This is a genomic window from Photorhabdus sp. RM71S (genome assembly GCF_042879355.1).
GTDB lineage: Bacteria > Pseudomonadota > Gammaproteobacteria > Enterobacterales > Enterobacteriaceae > Photorhabdus > Photorhabdus kayaii.
In genome coordinates this window covers 145,823-163,486 of record NZ_JBHFKV010000001.1, presented here as the reverse complement: position 1 = coordinate 163,486, position 17,664 = coordinate 145,823, and the positions used below count along the sequence as shown (strand labels likewise).

16 protein-coding genes are annotated in these 17,664 nt (G+C 41.5%); 11 read left to right on the top strand and 5 right to left on the bottom strand.

Going from position 1 to position 17,664, the window contains the following annotated elements:
- Positions 1-84 precede the first annotated feature (84 nt).
- The 3 genes from ACGF5R_RS00645 to ACGF5R_RS00635 are packed head-to-tail and all read left to right on the top strand — an operon-like array spanning position 85 to position 3,626.
- Complete coding sequence (locus tag ACGF5R_RS00645) at positions 85-636, top strand: NAD(P)H nitroreductase (protein ID WP_387689228.1); 552 nt, start codon at positions 85-87, stop codon at positions 634-636.
- Between the two features lie 12 nt (positions 637-648).
- Complete coding sequence (gene selD / locus ACGF5R_RS00640) at positions 649-1,692, top strand: selenide, water dikinase SelD (RefSeq protein WP_387689225.1); 1,044 nt, start codon at positions 649-651, stop codon at positions 1,690-1,692.
- Positions 1,693-1,697: 5 nt separating this feature from the next.
- Positions 1,698-3,626: a DNA topoisomerase III gene (locus tag ACGF5R_RS00635; RefSeq protein WP_262980010.1), complete on the top strand. Its 1,929-nt coding sequence runs from the start codon at positions 1,698-1,700 to the stop codon at positions 3,624-3,626.
- Between the two features lie 59 nt (positions 3,627-3,685).
- Here the strand turns inward: ACGF5R_RS00635 and xthA are convergent, their stop codons facing one another.
- On the bottom strand, positions 3,686-4,492 hold the full coding sequence (gene xthA / locus ACGF5R_RS00630) for an exodeoxyribonuclease III (RefSeq protein ID WP_387689220.1): 807 nt from the start codon (positions 4,490-4,492) through the stop codon (positions 3,686-3,688).
- 502 nt (positions 4,493-4,994) lie between these two features.
- Here xthA and ACGF5R_RS00625 point away from each other — a divergent pair.
- Positions 4,995-5,858 carry a LysR family transcriptional regulator gene (locus ACGF5R_RS00625; protein WP_112875830.1) on the top strand — a complete coding sequence of 288 codons (864 nt, stop codon included), beginning with the start codon at positions 4,995-4,997 and terminating at the stop codon, positions 5,856-5,858.
- Positions 5,859-6,254: 396 nt separating this feature from the next.
- On the opposite strand, the gene ACGF5R_RS00620 is transcribed toward ACGF5R_RS00625, so the two are convergent.
- The 4 genes from ACGF5R_RS00620 to ACGF5R_RS00605 all read right to left on the bottom strand — a co-directional run bounded on the left by ACGF5R_RS00620 (position 6,255) and on the right by ACGF5R_RS00605 (position 10,908).
- On the bottom strand, positions 6,255-7,208 hold the full coding sequence (locus ACGF5R_RS00620; protein ID WP_387689217.1) for a hypothetical protein: 954 nt from the start codon (positions 7,206-7,208) through the stop codon (positions 6,255-6,257).
- A 368-nt stretch (positions 7,209-7,576) separates the two neighbouring features.
- Entirely contained in the window at positions 7,577-8,722 is a 1,146-nt protein-coding gene (locus ACGF5R_RS00615; RefSeq protein WP_387689214.1) for a hypothetical protein, read from the bottom strand.
- Positions 8,723-9,049: 327 nt separating this feature from the next.
- Positions 9,050-9,838 (bottom strand): Ig-like domain-containing protein, encoded by a 789-nt coding sequence (locus ACGF5R_RS00610; protein ID WP_387689211.1) that lies wholly within the window; start codon positions 9,836-9,838, stop codon positions 9,050-9,052.
- A 587-nt stretch (positions 9,839-10,425) separates the two neighbouring features.
- The gene (locus ACGF5R_RS00605) at positions 10,426-10,908 is read right to left on the bottom strand and encodes a transcriptional regulator (RefSeq protein ID WP_387689208.1); all 483 of its coding nucleotides are present in this window, start codon (positions 10,906-10,908) and stop codon (positions 10,426-10,428) included.
- 600 nt (positions 10,909-11,508) lie between these two features.
- Between ACGF5R_RS00605 and ACGF5R_RS00600 the strand changes: the two genes are divergently transcribed.
- From ACGF5R_RS00600 to vgrG, 7 genes are all read left to right on the top strand, one after another.
- Positions 11,509-11,958 carry a phage tail protein gene (locus ACGF5R_RS00600; protein WP_387689206.1) on the top strand — a complete coding sequence of 150 codons (450 nt, stop codon included), beginning with the start codon at positions 11,509-11,511 and terminating at the stop codon, positions 11,956-11,958.
- Between the two features lie 63 nt (positions 11,959-12,021).
- A complete protein-coding gene (locus tag ACGF5R_RS00595) occupies positions 12,022-13,407 on the top strand; it encodes a phage tail sheath family protein (RefSeq protein ID WP_387689203.1) in 1,386 nt (461 codons plus the stop codon).
- Between the two features lie 67 nt (positions 13,408-13,474).
- On the top strand, positions 13,475-14,704 hold the full coding sequence (locus ACGF5R_RS00590) for a phage tail sheath family protein (RefSeq protein WP_387689200.1): 1,230 nt from the start codon (positions 13,475-13,477) through the stop codon (positions 14,702-14,704).
- Positions 14,704-15,174 carry a phage tail protein gene (locus ACGF5R_RS00585; RefSeq protein ID WP_387689197.1) on the top strand — a complete coding sequence of 157 codons (471 nt, stop codon included), beginning with the start codon at positions 14,704-14,706 and terminating at the stop codon, positions 15,172-15,174. Before ACGF5R_RS00590 ends, ACGF5R_RS00585 begins: the two co-directional genes overlap by 1 nt.
- A complete protein-coding gene (locus tag ACGF5R_RS00580; protein ID WP_387689194.1) occupies positions 15,171-15,347 on the top strand; it encodes a DUF5908 family protein in 177 nt (58 codons plus the stop codon). Before ACGF5R_RS00585 ends, ACGF5R_RS00580 begins: the two co-directional genes overlap by 4 nt.
- Positions 15,347-16,021, top strand: a complete 675-nt coding sequence (locus ACGF5R_RS00575) for a hypothetical protein (RefSeq protein ID WP_387689191.1) — start codon at positions 15,347-15,349, stop codon at positions 16,019-16,021. Before ACGF5R_RS00580 ends, ACGF5R_RS00575 begins: the two co-directional genes overlap by 1 nt.
- A complete protein-coding gene (vgrG, locus tag ACGF5R_RS00570) occupies positions 16,018-17,631 on the top strand; it encodes a type VI secretion system tip protein VgrG (RefSeq protein ID WP_387689188.1) in 1,614 nt (537 codons plus the stop codon). The genes ACGF5R_RS00575 and vgrG overlap by 4 nt, the downstream gene beginning before the upstream one ends.
- The last annotated feature ends 33 nt before the right edge of the window (positions 17,632-17,664 follow it).

The following is a 17,664-nucleotide window of genomic DNA, read 5'->3' as shown; positions in this document are numbered from 1 at the left end:
AAGACGGCTTTAGGGCTTTTATTTGTTAACAAATAAACAGAAAATGTTAGCTTATACCAAAATACATTACTTAGGAGAGAAAAGATGGATGCACTAGAACTTTTGTTGAACAGACGTTCAGTATCACGTTTAACAACCCCCGCACCTCAAGGTGAAGCATTACAGCATATTCTGGCGGCGGCAATGAGAGCACCTGATCATGGCGCATTACGTCCGTGGCACTTTATTGTCATGCAGGATGAAGGAATTGAGCGATTCAGTCGATTACTCCATCAAGCAGCCATTGATAGTCAGCTTGGTGCTGAGGCGGAAGAAAAAGCGAAAAATGCGCCTTATCGTGCACCATTAATCATCACTGTTATTGCAAAAGTGGCTGAGAATTCCAAAATACCTGAATGGGAGCAGGTGGTTTCAGCTGGTTGTGCGGTGCATGCGATGCAAATGGCTGCTGTGGCTCAAGGGTTTGGTGGTATCTGGCGTACGGGTTCATGGACTGATGATAATACCGTGCGTGCCGGTTTGGGTTGTCATGAACATGACAAAATAGTGGGTTTTCTCTACCTTGGAACGCCTGCACTAAAAGCACCAAATAAGGTTACTGTGCCTGATATGACCAATTTTGTCAGCTACTTGTAACCGGGGTCTGTTATGTCAACAGAAGTTCGTCTTACCCAATACAGCCACGGTGCTGGATGCGGTTGTAAAATTTCACCAAAAGTTTTGGAAACCATTCTGCATAGTGAGCAGGAAAAATTTCTTGATCCTCACTTACTGGTTGGTAATGAAACCCGTGATGATGCTGCGGTTTATGATATTGGCAATGGTACCGGCATTATCAGTACGACAGATTTTTTCATGCCGATTGTCGATGATCCATTTGATTTTGGGCGCATTGCTGCCACAAATGCTATCAGCGATATTTATGCGATGGGCGGTAAACCTATTATGGCGATAGCTATTTTGGCATGGCCTATTGATAAATTGGCGCCGGAAATTGCCCGTAAGGTGATTGAAGGTGGCCGGGCTGCGTGTAAAGAGGCTGGGATTGTACTGGCGGGAGGGCACTCTATTGATGCGCTTGAACCTATTTTTGGTTTGGCTGTAACCGGTATCGTTAATATTGGCCGAGTGAAACAGAACAGTGCCGCGAAAGCGGGAAGCCAGCTATTTCTGACAAAGCCACTTGGAATTGGCGTATTGGCCACGGCGGAGAAAAAAGGCTTGCTGTTACCTGAACATCAGGGAATTGCGATAGAAACCATGTGCCGCTTAAATAACTTGGGGATGGATTTTGCCGAGGTGGCTGGCGTTACAGCAATGACCGATGTAACCGGGTTTGGTCTTTTAGGGCATTTAAGTGAAATTTGTGTAGGATCGGGGGTTCAGGCAACTCTCCATTTTGCAAAAGTGCCTAAACTGCCGGAAGTAGGATCCTATATTGAAAAGGGTTGTGTTCCGGGGGGAACTGGGCGTAACTTTGATAGTTACGGTCATCTTATTGGTGAAATGACAGAACTTCAGCGCAAACTGTTATGTGATCCGCAAACATCCGGTGGCCTGCTGTTGGCTGTTCTACCAGAAGCTATAGATGAAGTGAAAGCGATTGCACGATGTCATGGCATCGAACTGACCGCGATTGGTGAATTGTCTGAGCAACAGTCAGGCAGAGTACTCATTGAGGTTAATGAATAATATCCATGCGGCTTTTTATTGCAGAAAAACCAAGTCTAGCCAGGGCGATTGCCGATGTTCTACCAAAACCGCATCGCCGTGGCGATGGCTTTATCGCTTGTGGAGATAACCAGTTTGTTACTTGGTGTATTGGGCACTTGCTGGAACAGGCGGAACCTGATGCCTATGACAGTCGTTTTGCTCGTTGGTCATTGGTTGATCTTCCAATCATTCCTGAAAAATGGCAGTTAAAACCGCGACCTTCTGTTGAGAAACAGCTCAACATTGTCCAGACATTGTTGGAAAAAGCTGATGAAATAGTGCATGCCGGTGACCCAGATCGGGAAGGGCAGCTGTTGGTGGATGAGGTTTTGGATTTTTTGAAACTGGATGCTGTGAGGCGGAAAAATGTTCGCCGCTGCTTGATAAGTGATCTAAATCCACAAGCGGTAACCAGAGCTGTTGATCGGTTAAGAGATAACCGGGATTTTATTCCGCTATGTGTTTCAGCTCTCGCCAGAGCTAGGGCTGATTGGCTTTATGGCATTAATATGACCCGTGCTTATACCTTGCTTGGCCGCAATGCGGGGTATCAGGGGGTATTATCAGTTGGGCGAGTTCAGACGCCGGTTTTGGGTTTAGTGGTTCGCCGGGATGAAGAGATTGAGCATTTCGTACCCAAAGATTTTTTTGAGGTAAAAGCGCATATTGTTACGCCGAAAGATGAACGTTTTATCGCTATCTGGCAACCAAGTGAATCTTGTATCGATTTTTTAGATGAAGAAGGGCGATTGATACACCGGCCTCTGGCTGAACATGTTGTTGCCAGAATAACCGGTCAACCAGCCTATGTGATCTCTTATCAGGATAAACGGGAATCTGAAGTCGCTCCTTTGCCCTTTTCATTATCTTCTTTGCAAATTGAAGCCGCTAAACGTTTTGGCCTAAATGCGCAGCAAGTGTTGGATATTTGTCAGCGATTGTATGAAACACATAAGCTAATTACTTATCCCCGTTCTGATTGCCGTTATTTGCCGGATGAACACTTTGCTGGTCGTCATGCAGTGCTTAATGCGATATCTATTCACGCAACAAATCTGTTGCCACAAGAGTTACTGGAAATAGATAGAAAGAATCGTTGTTGGGACGATAAAAAGGTTGATGCTCACCATGCAATTATTCCTACAGCTCGAAGTAGCCATATAAATCTGACGGATAACGAGGCTAATATTTATGGTTTGATTGCCCGACAATATTTGATGCAATTTTTCCCGGATGCCATATTCCGTAAATGTGTTATTGAATTGGAAATTGCGGGTGGAAAATTTATTGCTAAAGCCCGTTTTCTTGCTGAGGCAGGTTGGAGAACGTTACTTGGTAATAAAGAGCGTGATGAAGAGAATGACGGAACGCCATTACCCGTTGTTGCTAAAGGTGATGAATTATTGTGTGAAAGAGGAGAGGTGGTAGAGCGCCAAACCCAACCGCCAAAGCCATTTACTGATGCGTCTATCCTTTCTGCTATGACCGGAATTGCCCGTTTTGTACAGGATAAAGAGCTGAAAAAAGTCCTTCGTGCAACAGATGGGTTGGGAACGGAAGCAACGCGGGCTGGCATTATCGAACTGTTGTTTAAACGGGAGTTTCTTTATAAAAAAGGGCGTCATATTCATGCAACACCTGCGGGTAGGGCATTGATCCATGTATTGCCTGATATGGCCGCTTTACCGGATATGACCGCCCATTGGGAGTCTCGGTTAACGCAAATCAGTGAAAAACAGTTCCGCTATCAAGATTTCATGGGGCCACTTGAGGAGACATTGCAGCAATTAATTTTGCAGGCCAAACAGAACCGTAATTTAACTGCTTTTAGTGACTTACCACCACTTCCAGTGAAAGATAAAAAGGGGAAAAAAATAAAAGCAACGAAAAATGCCAAAACAGCTGCGCCATAGAGCGCAGCAATTATTACATTATTTTAAAAAAACGATTGATATTCGGTGTTAACGGAATATCAAATTTCAAATTCTGCCCAAACTGGGGCATGATCTGACGGTTTTTCCATCTCACGGATTTTGTAATCAATGCCTGTTGCGATACAGCGCTCCGCCAGGGGGTTACTTGCAAGCAGTAAATCAATCCGCAATCCGCGGTTATCATCAAACCCTTTGGATCGATAATCAAACCAGGAAAATTGGTCATTACATTCAGGATTGAGATGCCGGAATGTATCAACCAGACCCCAATTTTTCAGGCGATCCATCCAATCTCTCTCTTCTGGCAGAAAAGAACATTTACCTGTTTTTAACCAGCGTTTTTGGTTGTTTTCACCAATTCCGATATCCATATCTGTCGGGCTGATATTCATATCACCCATGATAATCACTTGTGATTGAGGGGTTAAGTTTTGCTCCAGGTAGTTTTGCAGATCCTGATAAAATTTCTCTTTTGCCGGAAATTTCACTGGATGTTCACGATTTTCTCCCTGTGGGAAATAGCCATTAATAACGGTCAATAACCCGTGTGGGGTTTCCATTTCTGCCATGATAACACGGCGTTGAGCATCTTCATCATCCCCTGGAAAACCACGATACACCGCAAGAGGCTTCTGGCGCGTTAACAGAGCAACGCCGTAATGGGCTTTCTGGCCGTAATAAAATACATGATAGCCAAGCTCCCCAACCTCTCCTAAAGGAAACGCGTCATCATGGACTTTTGTTTCCTGTAGACCGATAACGTCGGGTTGATGTTGCTCGATGATCGCAGCTAACTGATGGGGGCGGGCACGTAATCCATTAATATTAAAAGAGATAAATTTCATCTTTTACAGCCATCCAGTAAAAAGACACAGGAACAATAATAACAGATGGATCTTAAAAAGTAACTATTGACAATGGTCAGCACGAAATAGTAACGGATCCCCTAATATTATAATTTGTTGTGAAAAATATAATAATTTGTAGTGAGAAAGAGCCTCTGTTAGACCGTTTTTATCTCTAGTGTTACAAAAATTGATTACTGAAAAATGTAGAACCCTATCCTAATCTTTGATAGAAAATTGAGCTCGTTAGTAATGTTTATATTTTCTAATGGTTGATTGGTTGAGATTAATTTTTGAACCATGATAAACATGAATAATAGAGTTTATTGAGCCACCTATGTATTGAACATACGCTTTTTTTATGTGGTATATGTTTGAGAAGTATTTGTTTTTTTGTACAAAATTTATGCCTTCACAGTATCAAACTTGATTTAGCTGTCATTTGGTGAAGGCTATTTCAAAGAAATTATTTTAGCCACAAGTTATATAGGAACGGTGAATTATGTTTTTTTCTCGTAAATTAGAAGCATTCATGGCAGTGGTGGAAAATGGTTCTTTAAGTAAAGCGGCAAGAGTGATGAACCGTACAACTCCTCCAGTAGCTAAATCAATCAAAGACTTCGAAGCAACATTAGGGAAGCGCCTTTTCAAAAGGGAGAAATTTGGGATGAGTCTGACTAAAGATGGTTTAGAATTATATAATGATCTTAAAGATCTTTATTTACAAGAAAAAGAAATAACTAAAAAACATATCAGTGGTAGTATATGTAACATAGTTAATATTTATTACGATTGGGGGAAAAACAAACATCTTATTTATTTATATAAGGCAGCTGACAGAAATAGCTCACAGGTAAATATATTCCGGTTTAGTTATGATAACATTGAAGAAATAGTGGATTATGACGGCAATACGCTCATTCTGAGCTCAGAAAAGATACTAAGTGACCGTTTTCTTCTCATTCGCAAAATAAAAGGGCCTGAATTGGGAATTTGCTGCCGAAAAGAGTTATTAGATATTGCTAATGGCGATGTGATGCAATTACTAAAGAGTAATACTTGGCTATGCGATCCTGTACTTTATAAAAGTAGCTTCATTAAAAACTTGGAAGAAGAAGTTATTCAAAGTGGTGGAAAAGTAAATATGCGTCAGATGGATAATATGGGATGCTGCATGAATTTCATTTATTCCAGAGATTATATATTTATTACAGATTCTCATCCTGATGAATTGGAAGGAGGAGATGCTTTGAGTTTTGTTCCCATTGAAAAACCTGGTGCAGCAAATCAATGTTATATTTATAAGTCTAAATCACACTCAAGTGTTCTTAATCGTTTTATCGATTCAGTTAATGACATGAGTTAAAATTTATCTACGCGGAGAGGATTATTGTAAGCTCCGCGTTGTTATTATGTGGAGATAATCATAAAGATTTTTCACTGTACCTAAATGATAAATTTATATTTATACCCTATGGATTTCAAGATGGATCGCGACGGCAAGGGAGCGAATCCCCGGGAGCATAGGTAACTATGTGACCGGGGTGAGTGAGTGCAGCCAACAAAGAGGCAACTTGAAAGATGACGGGTATATAATTCTTATTTGAATATTCCGAGTGAATGTTTGGTCGTGGTGAGGAAAAATGGACTGTTCCTCGCCTTTTGGAGCAACTTGTACTACAAGCTCGACATTATCTATTCATCCTCGTCTGGTGTTTGGCACAGCCCATTGTGCATGCACAAAATCTGCATGGCCTTTGCTTTACTGCTTTAGCCATGGTGTTGTGGTACTCCAAAAAATAATGTTAGCCCCCAAGTAGTTTTCAGCAAAATTAGTAAACTCCTCCTTAGTGAAGGGTTTTTTAGTTTTTGGGTTGGTGTAGGTCAGTGTTGGTTCTTGAACTGCCATTGTCACCAAATCCAGTTTGCCTTTGTAACGATTGAAAAAGGGATAAGCGTTTTTCATCTGAGCAGATTGATATGGCACGATATCGGGGCCACCGAGACCGATCTTATTTTTCGACGCGAAATTAAAAAAGCGAGACATATACTGATGATCGTTATCCCATTCACATGGCCAGAAATTAACATATTGTACTACGTAGGGTTTTTTAAATACCTGGCGGGCAAATTTGATATTATCAAGTTCGGCGGCAAAATAGCGGTCACAGCTAAAACCGGTCTTATCCTGTTTCATGTCAATATCAACGGCGGTTTCTGGTAGATTAATCCCGGTAATACGACCATCAAGCTCTTTTGCCAGCTCAGAAAGCAGATCCTGATAGCGTTTGCGCAACGCTGTATTCCACTGAATAGCAACCCAACCATAACCTTGTGCTTTGCCTTCACCGGGATTATCAACTTGAGCAACTAAACCGCCTTGGTATTTTGTGCCTTGTTGGAGATAAAATGGAATATAGCGGGCATTTTTCTCAAAAAAGCGATCCTGGATCTGAATAAACAGCTTCTTTTTTATTCTGTCAAGCAACGACAAATCTTTTTCGATTGCGGAAAAATCATATTTCCCTGATGCACCCTCCAATTGTTTCCAGCTATAAACAACTTGTACACCGTCAATATCTTGACGTGCTAACAGAGGACGTAATTGATCGAACTCATCGGATGAAGTGTAGAGATAGTTTTGTGGTTTTGCTGCTAATGCAGTAGTTGACAGTAAGCTAAAAATCAGAGCAGCAGAGGTGAGTGGCTTTAACATTATTATTTTCATCCTTAAATTAAGGGTATTTATGCATGATTTGTTATCATATGGTCGTTTGGTACGATTGCTGAATGGGATTGATGACTTTAACTGTGAAGGACTGATTTATTGAAGTGAATATGAACGATGTTGCATTTATTATGTGAATCTACCTATTACTGTTTTGGTTGAGAGTAACAGTCATATTCATTAGCGCATTTTGCCAATATAAATGTAATGACGATAGAGATTTTTGAAAAGAATCCTGACAAACTTAAATAACAGATATAGAAATGATCCCCCACCGTTTTATTGGCGTAATGAATAGATCATATTTTTCTCTATACCTGTCATTTTTTCTGGGAAGTTTTCAGCCAAGGTTAGTCCTAAATATAATAACCGTGTACAACGTAACGAACTTCAATTTCTTTTTGAATCTCAACAGATGGGTTATTTACTATACTAGCTGAGATAATATCATGTTCACCATGGAAATGGGGGTGGCCAATATTCGTCGGTGACTCCACTGTGTAAGGAGATGTAGAAAGCTGAACTGTTTTAAAAGTTCCAGGATCATTTAGTGTGACGTATTCTGGTGTAACGTGTAATTTATCGCTGTTTGTTTTCACCTGTATCTGTATAGTACATGGCAAGTAGTTTTTATCTATCACTGATACAGATATATCATGAAAAGAGTTACCATCAGTCGTCATAGAGTCAGGAACATTCTTGAATATTAAAATGGAATTCGGATCCACGAATGGTGGTGTAAAGGAGAAAGGCGTGCTGTCATGAGCATCTGAACTATTCTGGGATCCAATATATTCTACACTGAGTGTAACGGTTTCTCCTTCTTTTTTAGTGTCGTAAAAACTGACGGTTGCTTTGCCATCTTTGGAATTAGTCTCTATGGTTTTATTCTGGGAGCCATCATCAAAATAGGCTGAGTCCGTTAAGGTAAACACAACTTGACCGGCATAAGGAGAGTCATTACGTAACAGAGCCGCTGTTGCCTGGTTTAAACTCTTCCCATCTGCTGGTTGATTATCTGTATCTTTGGTTAATGAAATAGAAAAGTCTTCTGGCTTGAATGGAGTAAAGGAGAAACGCTTTTCGTCAGTTGCATCCGGAATAATATCGTTCGGGTATGCTACACTGAGCGTAACAGTTTCTCCTTCTGGTTTTTTGTCGTAAAAGTTGACTGTCGTTTTACCCTCTTCGGAGTTAGTTTCTAAGGTTTTATTCTGTGAGCCATCATCAAAATAGGCTGAACCCGTTAAGGCAAACACAACTTGACCGGCATAAGGAGAGTCGTTACGTAACAAAGTCGCTGTTGCTTGGTTTAAACTCTTCCCATCTGCTGGTTGATTATTTGTATCTTTGGATAATGAAATAGTATAGTGTGCTGTCTCAAGCATGGATGTTTGCTTTTTGTAGGAATCTTTTCCATCAACATAAGAATCATCCTTTATTTTATTTACTGTCGGTATAGTATTTTGGTTTTCGGATTGTTCTTTCTCGGTTTTTTTCATGGCATATACCTTATGTTATATATAACATTTAATTTAGAGATAAAACATCAGTTGACTAACCCCAGAACAAAGAATTTCCTAGAAATCCTTGGTATGTGTCAAGGGCATTATCGTGTTGATGATAATTTGATCACAAATTTAAAATGTTTTCTTTATATGAGCTGTATATTCTTGCTTTATTTCAGTATTCACTTCTATCGAAGGTAAACTGCTTATTCTTAATAATATTCTCTATGTCGATATGGTTACTAAAAAAATAAGCTTCTAACCATGTTAAGAATATCTCCTTCATCGCAACTTTGCTTAGAAGAGTCTTATCTGATATGTCTATATATAAAAGAAGAAGAAGACTTTAATTTCCTCGTAAATTTTAGTAGATGGTTTGCCTAATATGCTAGCTGATAGAGTGGCAGTGACATAACTACTAGCCGTATCCACACTACTAGGCATATCCACAGTCGAAGAGCATGTCAAGACTGTCGAAGCCTTTCCATCGTTTCCCACATTGATTTCTTTTGGGTCAACTGACAAGAGGGAAATCATGTCTGTATCCACATGTAAAGTACATGGCAAGTAACTTTCATCTGTCACTGATATAGATATCTGAATAGAGTCCTCCCAAGTCACCATAGAGTAAGGAACGTTATTGAACATTAAAACTGGGTGTGGAGTATATGGAGTAAAAGAGAAATGCTTTTTGTCAGTTGCATTCGGAGCAATATCGTTCGGGTATGCTACACTGAGTGTAACGGTTTCTCCTTCTTTTTTAGTGTCGTAAAAACTGACGGTTGCTTTGCCATCTTTGGAATTAGTCTCTATGGTTTTATTCTGTGAGCCATCATCAAAATAGGCTGAGCCCGTTAAGGTAAATACAACTTGACCGGCATAAGGAGAGTCGTTACGTAATAGAGTCGCTGTTGCCTGGTTTAAACTCTTCCCATCTGCTGGTTGATTATCTGTATCTTTGGATAATGAAATAGAATAGCGTGCTGTCTCAAGCATGGATGTTTGCTTTTTGTGGGGATCTTTTCCATCAACATAAGAATCATCCTTTATTTTATTTACTGTCGGTATAGTATTTTGGTTTTCGGATTGTTCTTTCCCGGTTTTTTTCATGGCATATACCTTATGTTACATATAACATTTAATTTAGAGATAAGACATCAATTGACTAACCCAGAACAAAAAATTCCCTTCAATTTAATGAGAGGTAATAGTAACCCTCGATATATGTCAAGGGCATTATCGTAGTTATGATAACTTGAGCATAAATTTAAAATGTTTTCTTTATAGTTGGTTGTATTTCCTTGTTTGATCTCAGAATTAACTATTGTGAAAGATGAACTGCTTATTCTTTTAATATTCTTCATGCTAATATGGCTACTCCTAAGCTTGCTGTACTTTGGTGAGTCCAGATTCAATATTCTATTGATCTTTCATGGTGTTGTCTAATGTGAAAGAATATTTTCACTCTTATATTATTTGTCTTTTCATAGTTATGAGTCATGATCTTTTTTTATTAAAGCGGCCCATCAATTGCTAGAATGAGCCGCAGAGGACAGTAGAGTTAACCTAGTTATATTCTCTTTAGATTAACTTTAGGTGCTGTACCTCCATCGGTAGGGAGCTAATAGGTCAGTAAATAAAAAATCATAATATTTTTATCGATTATTAAAGAATAAGTCATAACTATATTCTCATTTTCAGCCAGAAAATGGAGCTGTGTATAAGGTAGTAGATAGCCAGATGCTTGCTGTGATGAACATAATAATAACGAAGAACCTGATGGAACGCCAATAAGATGGTTTTTGGGTTGTGTCGACGGGGATGGGTAATTCGGTATCTTCTGGTTGTTTATTATCTAATTCATCATTCTGAAGTGGTGGGATAAAACGATAGCCCTGCCGGTATACGGTATGTATTGCTTCTCCTAGTTCACAATAGCGTAGTGTCCGGCGTAGCTTACAGATTAATTGTAGTAGATTAGTTTCTGCCACTCCATTTTTGCGTTCGGGCCAGACCAGAGGGATCAGTTGTTCCCGACTTAATATATTCCCTTGTGGTGCATGTTCCCACAGTGCAAGCAGCAAACGTTTCTCTTTCTCTGTAATAGCAAATACATTCTTTCCATGGACTATTTTGTTTGAATCATAGTCTAAATAAACATCTTTCGTTATTTTTAACATAATAAAGATTTTTCCTCTGTTTTAGTGTTTATCTATGCGCTATAGCCAGGAAGGTTAAAAATAGGCTTATGCTTATTAAAATTTATATAATTTTTACATTAATGCAAGAAAATAAATAACTTAATTTTTTATTTTATTTTTGTAAAGATATAAAATTAAAATTAATTATAATTGTTTATTTATCACTTTTGTTTTTTTGTGATGAGTGTCTACTTTAAAAATTTAAGGAAAACCATCGACAAAGAAATGGAGGTTTTTAAATGTTAGCTGGTTATTCCTGGTGGGGTTTATCCGGTCAACTGGGAAATATATCGATAAAAATAATTAGTTTTTATTTTTAACTTTTATTAAATATGTCTGAGTGATTATTATCAAATCAGCGATAAGAATGTATGCTATCGAACAACTTTAATGTGATGTTTATCATATATTAACTTGGTTGGCCTGATTACCTCATTTATTAGTCAATGGGGATTTAAAAATTAAAGCCAAGTCAATCCACCAGAATTAGGCGTGATCCCTAAGGGCGGTAGCGTACCTGAAATGATGTGTGTCTTAACCCGGTTGTAAATTTAATTAACTCTTTAGAAGGAAATAACGATGTCTACAACTGCTGATCAAATTGCTGTTCAATATCCCATTCCAACCTACCGCTTTGCTGTTACCGTTGGTGATGAACAAATGTGTTTTCAAAGCGTATCGGGATTAGATATCAGCTATGACACGATTGAATATCGTGATGGATGTGGTAATTGGCTACAAATGCCGGGCCAACGTCAGAGACCAACCATTACCTTGAAGCGCGGTATCTTTAAGGGACAATCTAAACTGTATGATTGGATTAATTCTATCTCCCTTAATCAGGTGGAAAAGAAAGATATTTCCATCAGTCTGACCGATGAAACGGGTTCAAATCTGCTGATCACCTGGAGTATTACCAATGCCTTCCCGGAAAAATTGACTGCGCCGAGTTTTGATGCCTCCAGTAATGAAGTGGCGGTACAAGAAATGAGCCTGAAAGCAGATCGGGTTACCGTTGAATTCCATTAATACATTGTTTGATGTCAGGAATAATCTGGCACATAAATCCAATACTTTTTAAAGGCCAATATTATGACAATGAGTACAACTTATCCGGGTGTGTATATTGAAGAAGATGCTTCATTATCGTTATCAATTAACACCAGTCCAACCGCCATTCCGGTTTTTATTGGCAAGTTTTTCAAAAAAAATGGGAGTCAACCTGAGAAAGGGAGCTGTATTAAAATCACCAGTTGGTTGGATTTTATCTCGCAGTTTTCATTATCACCTGTAGTGTCAGTAGCAGCAACTCCAGTTAAAGCTAATGCAAAGCAACAAAATGATCAGAAACAGGTTGAAGTTAGTAATGAGGGAGCAGAGGTTAAAAACACTTATACCTATACTGCCACTGTCACGGCAACTTCTTTAAGTGCCTTTGCAGTACAACATTATTTTAATAATGGTGGCGGTATCTGTTATCTGCTGCCGTTGATAGAAACTGACTCAAATGCTGTAACAACAGAACTAGCAACGCTGCCGGACCTGATTGAAAAACAGCAGGAGATTACCTTACTGGTCTGCCCTGAAACGGATGCAACATTAGTATCTTGCAAAAAACAGGATGTTTACAATGCGGTAAACCCTTTGTTGCAGCACAAAGTCGATTACTTCCTGATTGCTGATAGCATGAATGGGACAGAGAAACCAACGACTCAGGCAGATAAAACCGCTGTCTACTACCCTAATTTAGTCACCGCTTTTACTTATAGCAAACCGGCGGATGCAGATATAGTGCTGAGAGGTTATGAGGGTGTTTCTACCTTGGCCGCACTGAAAATTGCTTCGCCAGACGAATATGTTAAAGCTGAAAATGAAGTTAATGATAAATGGAAGGATGCTAACGTACCGACAACACCCATTACCTTACCCCCAAGCGCTGCAATCGCCGGTGTATATGCTGCAACTGATGCAAGCCGCGGTGTCTGGAAAGCGCCGGCTAACATTGTGCTGAATGGGGTTAGCGATGTCACCGAACGGCTCACTGACGATAAACAGGGCACTATGAATTCGAGTGGTATCAATGCTATCCGCTACTTCACCAACCAGGGTTTTGTTGTGTGGGGTGCCCGTACCCTGAACAAAAGTGACGATTGGCGCTACATTCCGGTACGTCGCTTATTTAATAGCGCAGAACGCGATATCAAGCAGGCAATGCAATTTGCCGTTTTTGAACCTAATAGCCAACCAACTTGGGAAGCGGTGCGCAGAGCCATTGATAGCTATTTATATAGTCTGTGGCAACAGGGTGGCTTAGTGGGAACTAAATCCAGTGAAGCCTATTTTATTCAGATTGGTAAAGGCGTCACCATGACTGAGGACGATATTAATCAAGGGAAAATGATCGTCAAAATTGGCATGGCCGCTGTGCGCCCGGCAGAATTTATTATTCTGCAATTTACTCAGAACGTTGGGCAATAAGATTTATCTCTGTGAGGCGAAATAGCACCTGTGGGCGCTATTTCCCATAACATATGAAGGTGTAATTATGATGGAGATGAATTTCCCAGGTGTTCAGTTCTCAGATACCCCATTAAGTCGAGTGCAAGCAGATATCTCGACTGCGGTGCCGGTATTTATCGGTTATTGCGAAAAGGGTGAAACTAATACGCTTTATACCATTACGGATTGGATTGATTATCAGCATCAGCTAGGCCTTTATGATAAATCCCAACGTGGCATTTTGGCTTATGCCATACAGCATTACTTTGGTAATGGCGGTGGGGCGTGTTTTGTGCTCTCACTAGGGCCTTATTCGGCGATAAACAATCCATCATTCAAAACAGCATTGGCTGATGAAAAGGTGAAACAATTAATCTCGGCAGAACCCATTATCACTCTGGTGGCAGCGCCGGATCTGGTGTTGCTGGAAGAAACGGCTGATGCTGAAAAAGATTGGCTGTCGTGCTGGAAGGTACTGTTGACTATCTGCCAGCAGCGGTGTGGGTTGTTTGCAATATTGGATGCACCTGCGGATGTGGCTATGGCAGGCAGAATTGCTCAGGGTATTGAGAGTTCTCAAGGCATGTCAGGGGCAGGGTATTGGCCCCATCTGGTGACCAGCTACATGCAAAAGGGTGATGCTTTCATTGTGGTGCCCCCGTCGGCAGCGATTGCGGCAGTGTATCAACATGTTGATCGTGAACAGGGTATCTGGACTGCACCAGCTAATATAGCGCTGGCGGAAGTGGTCAAACCTAATAAACCTTATCAGGCAGGATTATCTCTGTTTAATAACTCAGGTGTTTCCCTAAATGTCATTCGAAGCTTTCCAGGCCGAGGTGTAAGGGTTTGGGGGGCACGTACCCTGTGTTCCGATTCCGCTAAGAGTGGAATGAATGCGCCCTGGGTATATATCCAACATCGTCGCTTAGTTTCTTATATTGAAACCAATCTGAGTGAAATTGCCCGCTTCGTGGTATTCGAATCCAATAATGAGATCACTTGGCTGAAGCTTAAGGGGCAGGCAACCACCTGGCTACGTGAACTATGGCGACAAGGTGCGCTTTTTGGTCAACAAGAAAATGAAGCATTTCAATTATCTTTGGGGCTAGGGGAAACCATGACTCAGGATGATATTCATGCTGGCCGATTAATTATGCGCGTTTCCCTGGCATTGCTGTTACCCGCTGAGTTCATTGATCTAAGCCTGCAATTTACCACCAGTGAAAGTCATACCCGGCAACAGGCCTGGGCATTGAACAGGAATGAATTCTGATGAGTATCACATCCGAAATATTCGAACCTTCAGTATCACACCGATTTATGGCGACTTTCTTCTTTAATGGCATTATCCCCAGCCCGGTGGATATTTATTTTCAGCAGATTTCGGGTTTGAGTCGGGAATTAAATGTCAGTACTTATCGCGAGGGGGGCGATAATAGCCGTAATTTATATCTGCCGGAAAATATTCAACATGGATCTTTAGTTTTGCAGCGGGGTGTGATGGCAATCAGTCCGTTGACTTTAAACTTCAATCAGGTGCTGAGCGGGGCTTCAGTAAGCTATTGCAATGTTGTTGTTATGTTGATGAATCACCTTTCATTACCGGCATGCAGTTGGACTATCAGTAAAGCGTTACCGGTGAAATGGAGTACCAGTGATCTGGATGCTAACAGTAACAGCATTTTGCTCAATACCCTGGAGCTACGTTATCAAGATATGCACTGGATGGGGGTAAAAGCATGACTATCGAGATCAAAGAATTAGTGATCCAGGCGCGGGTAACCTCGCCGGAAGCGGTGACATCATCGCCGGTAGCGACCTTATCTCAATTGGAATATCGGGAGCAGGCTCGGTTGATTGATGAAATTACCCGGGCGGTACTGGAAAGACTTCGTGATGAACAGGGGAGGCGCTAATGGGGCTTTTAGATATCGGGCTGGCAAAACTGACTATCACGGCATTTAGTGACCGGGAGATGAAAAGAAAGAAGGGCGAAATCAGGGCAATGTATAACCCTGCCAGCATCCAGCTAGATTATCGTACTGATTTTACAGAATATTATTTTATTAATTGTGATAAAGGAGTCAGTAAATACCGAAAAGCGCGTCCGGGTGGATTAAGTTTAGAACTGCTGTTTGATGCTCACTTACCGGACAATACCGCTTCATTGGATAACCAACTGGCTCACTTACGCAGTTTGTGTTGCGAAGTGGATAACAGTAATAATGAACCCCGGTTTTTGCAGATCAAATGGGGCAAAATGAGCTGGAATGGTAATGGCTATTTTGCGGGGCGTATGGCTAATCTCGTTGTGAGTTATACCTTATTTGATCGTGATGCAACCCCTTTGCGAGCCACAGCAACATTATCGTTAACGGCTGACGAGAGCCTGGAAATGTGGCAGGCATCGTTCAATCCAGGTATGGCGAATATGAATGTAGTCAGTGTGCCTGATGTCAGCCCGTTGGCGTTGATTGCCTCTTCAACTGAGGTAGATTACCTGAATTTGGCCATAACTAATGACCTTAATAACTTAGATGATATCCAGCCTGGGGAAACATTAGTGGTAAACCAAGGAGGTGCATCATGAGCCCGGCTAATCTCAATATATCGTCGTTAAAGCTGATGTTGTGGGCAGGGGGGAAACAGTTATCCGTATTGGCACCCTTGTTGATAGAAATCCAGGCTGAAGTGAATCAGATCCCAGGCGCTAAACTGGTGCTGAGTGCTGAGAATAATGCGCTTGCACGGCTTGATGCTGAAACAGAAAAGGAAGTTTTGCTTTGTACGCCAGGCAGCGCATTGCGTATAGGTACTCAGTCTGGGCAAACTTTGTTTAGCGGTATTGTCATGCATCAATCACTGCGCTTACAAAAAGGTCGCTCAGAATTAACGCTGACGGTGGTACATCCACTGAGACGGTTGACCGCCTCGTTACGTAGCCAGGTTTTTATGGATGAGAAGGAGGGGGATGTGTTGCGTGAATTGTGTGCAGCGCAAAACATCAAGGTTAACAAGCTGACAGGGATGAATGTCACTCATCCGCAAATGGTGCAATTTGCTTGTTCTGACTGGCAATTTATCACTGCCCGTTTACGCGCTAACGGTGTTTGGTTGATCCCTGAATTGGATGGTATCAGTGTCATAAAACCGACATTGTCAGGAAATGCCGACCACATCCTTGCTAACAATGGCAAACCGGGGGTGGGTATTGAAGAAGCCGAGTGGCGATTTACCTGCCAGGAACAACCGAAGCAATTGACCGTATCTGCCTGGGATGTGCAGGAGCAAGCGATGTCACGCCCTACGACGCCGACTTTAATACCGCTGGGGAGTCAGGCGTTCGATTCGAAGAAATTAGCGACATTAAGTGGTAGCACCTGGCTTTTGGCGAATAGTCAGCCATTAACTGCGGAAGAGCAACTTGCTCTAGTAGATGGACGCTGGTTGGCACAGCAGGCAGCAGGTATTCAAGGCCGTTTTATCGTGGAAGGCAATACCGAATATCAACTGGGCCAAACATTAACGCTGTCGGGTTTTGGGGATTATTTTGACGGCTCCGCGTTAATTACTGGAGTACAGCATCACATGAGTAAGGGACTCTGGCGCACCACCTTATTGATTGGTCAACCATTATTACAGGATGTGGATGCGGATTTAGTTCCCCGGGTTACGGGTGTGCTAACGGGTGTGGTAGCGAGCTATCAAGATGATCCAGCCAGACTTAACCGGTTACGGGTCAAAGTGCCCGAATTAATGCAGGATGACAAGCCGCTGTGGGCGCGTTTTTCCACACCTTATGCCAGTAAAGAGAGCGGATTGTGTTTCTATCCTGAAGAAGGGGATGAAGTGGTGGTGGCTTTTTTTGCTGATGATCCGTGTTATCCAGTCATCCTCGGTGCCATGCATAATCCGAAGAACCCGCCACCTTTCCTGCCAAGTGAGGAAAACAGTCAAAAGGGGATTGTATTAGGCCGGGGCGATAACAAGCAGCAGTTGGTGTTTGAAAATCAACAAGGTAGCGCCACGCTGCAAGTGGGCAAAGATAACCTGACGTTGCATCAAGGTATACAGCTTAACAGCGAACAGGATGTGGCGCTCTCAGCGCAAAATCTGACGCTGGAATCGAAGCAACAAGTCAGGGTGTCAGGTAATAGTGGAGTACAAATCAAAGGCGCTAAAGTCGATTTAACCCATTAACGGGTGATCCCAAATCCGCTGACAATCGGTTAT

Excerpts from the sequence above, each read along its gene's own strand:
- ACGF5R_RS00595 (WP_387689203.1), top strand. The coding sequence starts at position 12,022 with ATGACAATGAGTACAACTTATCCGGGTGTGTATATTGAAGAAGATGCT.
- ACGF5R_RS00585 (WP_387689197.1), top strand. The coding sequence starts at position 14,704 with ATGAGTATCACATCCGAAATATTCGAACCTTCAGTATCACACCGATTT.
- ACGF5R_RS00605 (WP_387689208.1), bottom strand. The coding sequence starts at position 10,908 with ATGTTAAAAATAACGAAAGATGTTTATTTAGACTATGATTCAAACAAA.
- ACGF5R_RS00625 (WP_112875830.1), top strand. The coding sequence starts at position 4,995 with ATGTTTTTTTCTCGTAAATTAGAAGCATTCATGGCAGTGGTGGAAAAT.
- ACGF5R_RS00635 (WP_262980010.1), top strand. The coding sequence starts at position 1,698 with ATGCGGCTTTTTATTGCAGAAAAACCAAGTCTAGCCAGGGCGATTGCC.
- vgrG (WP_387689188.1), top strand. The coding sequence starts at position 16,018 with ATGAGCCCGGCTAATCTCAATATATCGTCGTTAAAGCTGATGTTGTGG.
- ACGF5R_RS00645 (WP_387689228.1), top strand. The coding sequence starts at position 85 with ATGGATGCACTAGAACTTTTGTTGAACAGACGTTCAGTATCACGTTTA.
- ACGF5R_RS00575 (WP_387689191.1), top strand. The coding sequence starts at position 15,347 with ATGGGGCTTTTAGATATCGGGCTGGCAAAACTGACTATCACGGCATTT.
- ACGF5R_RS00590 (WP_387689200.1), top strand. The coding sequence starts at position 13,475 with ATGATGGAGATGAATTTCCCAGGTGTTCAGTTCTCAGATACCCCATTA.
- ACGF5R_RS00610 (WP_387689211.1), bottom strand. The coding sequence starts at position 9,838 with ATGAAAAAAACCGGGAAAGAACAATCCGAAAACCAAAATACTATACCG.
- ACGF5R_RS00580 (WP_387689194.1), top strand. The coding sequence starts at position 15,171 with ATGACTATCGAGATCAAAGAATTAGTGATCCAGGCGCGGGTAACCTCG.
- ACGF5R_RS00600 (WP_387689206.1), top strand. The coding sequence starts at position 11,509 with ATGTCTACAACTGCTGATCAAATTGCTGTTCAATATCCCATTCCAACC.
- selD (WP_387689225.1), top strand. The coding sequence starts at position 649 with ATGTCAACAGAAGTTCGTCTTACCCAATACAGCCACGGTGCTGGATGC.
- ACGF5R_RS00620 (WP_387689217.1), bottom strand. The coding sequence starts at position 7,208 with ATGTTAAAGCCACTCACCTCTGCTGCTCTGATTTTTAGCTTACTGTCA.
- xthA (WP_387689220.1), bottom strand. The coding sequence starts at position 4,492 with ATGAAATTTATCTCTTTTAATATTAATGGATTACGTGCCCGCCCCCAT.
- ACGF5R_RS00615 (WP_387689214.1), bottom strand. The coding sequence starts at position 8,722 with ATGAAAAAAACCGAGAAAGAACAATCCGAAAACCAAAATACTATACCG.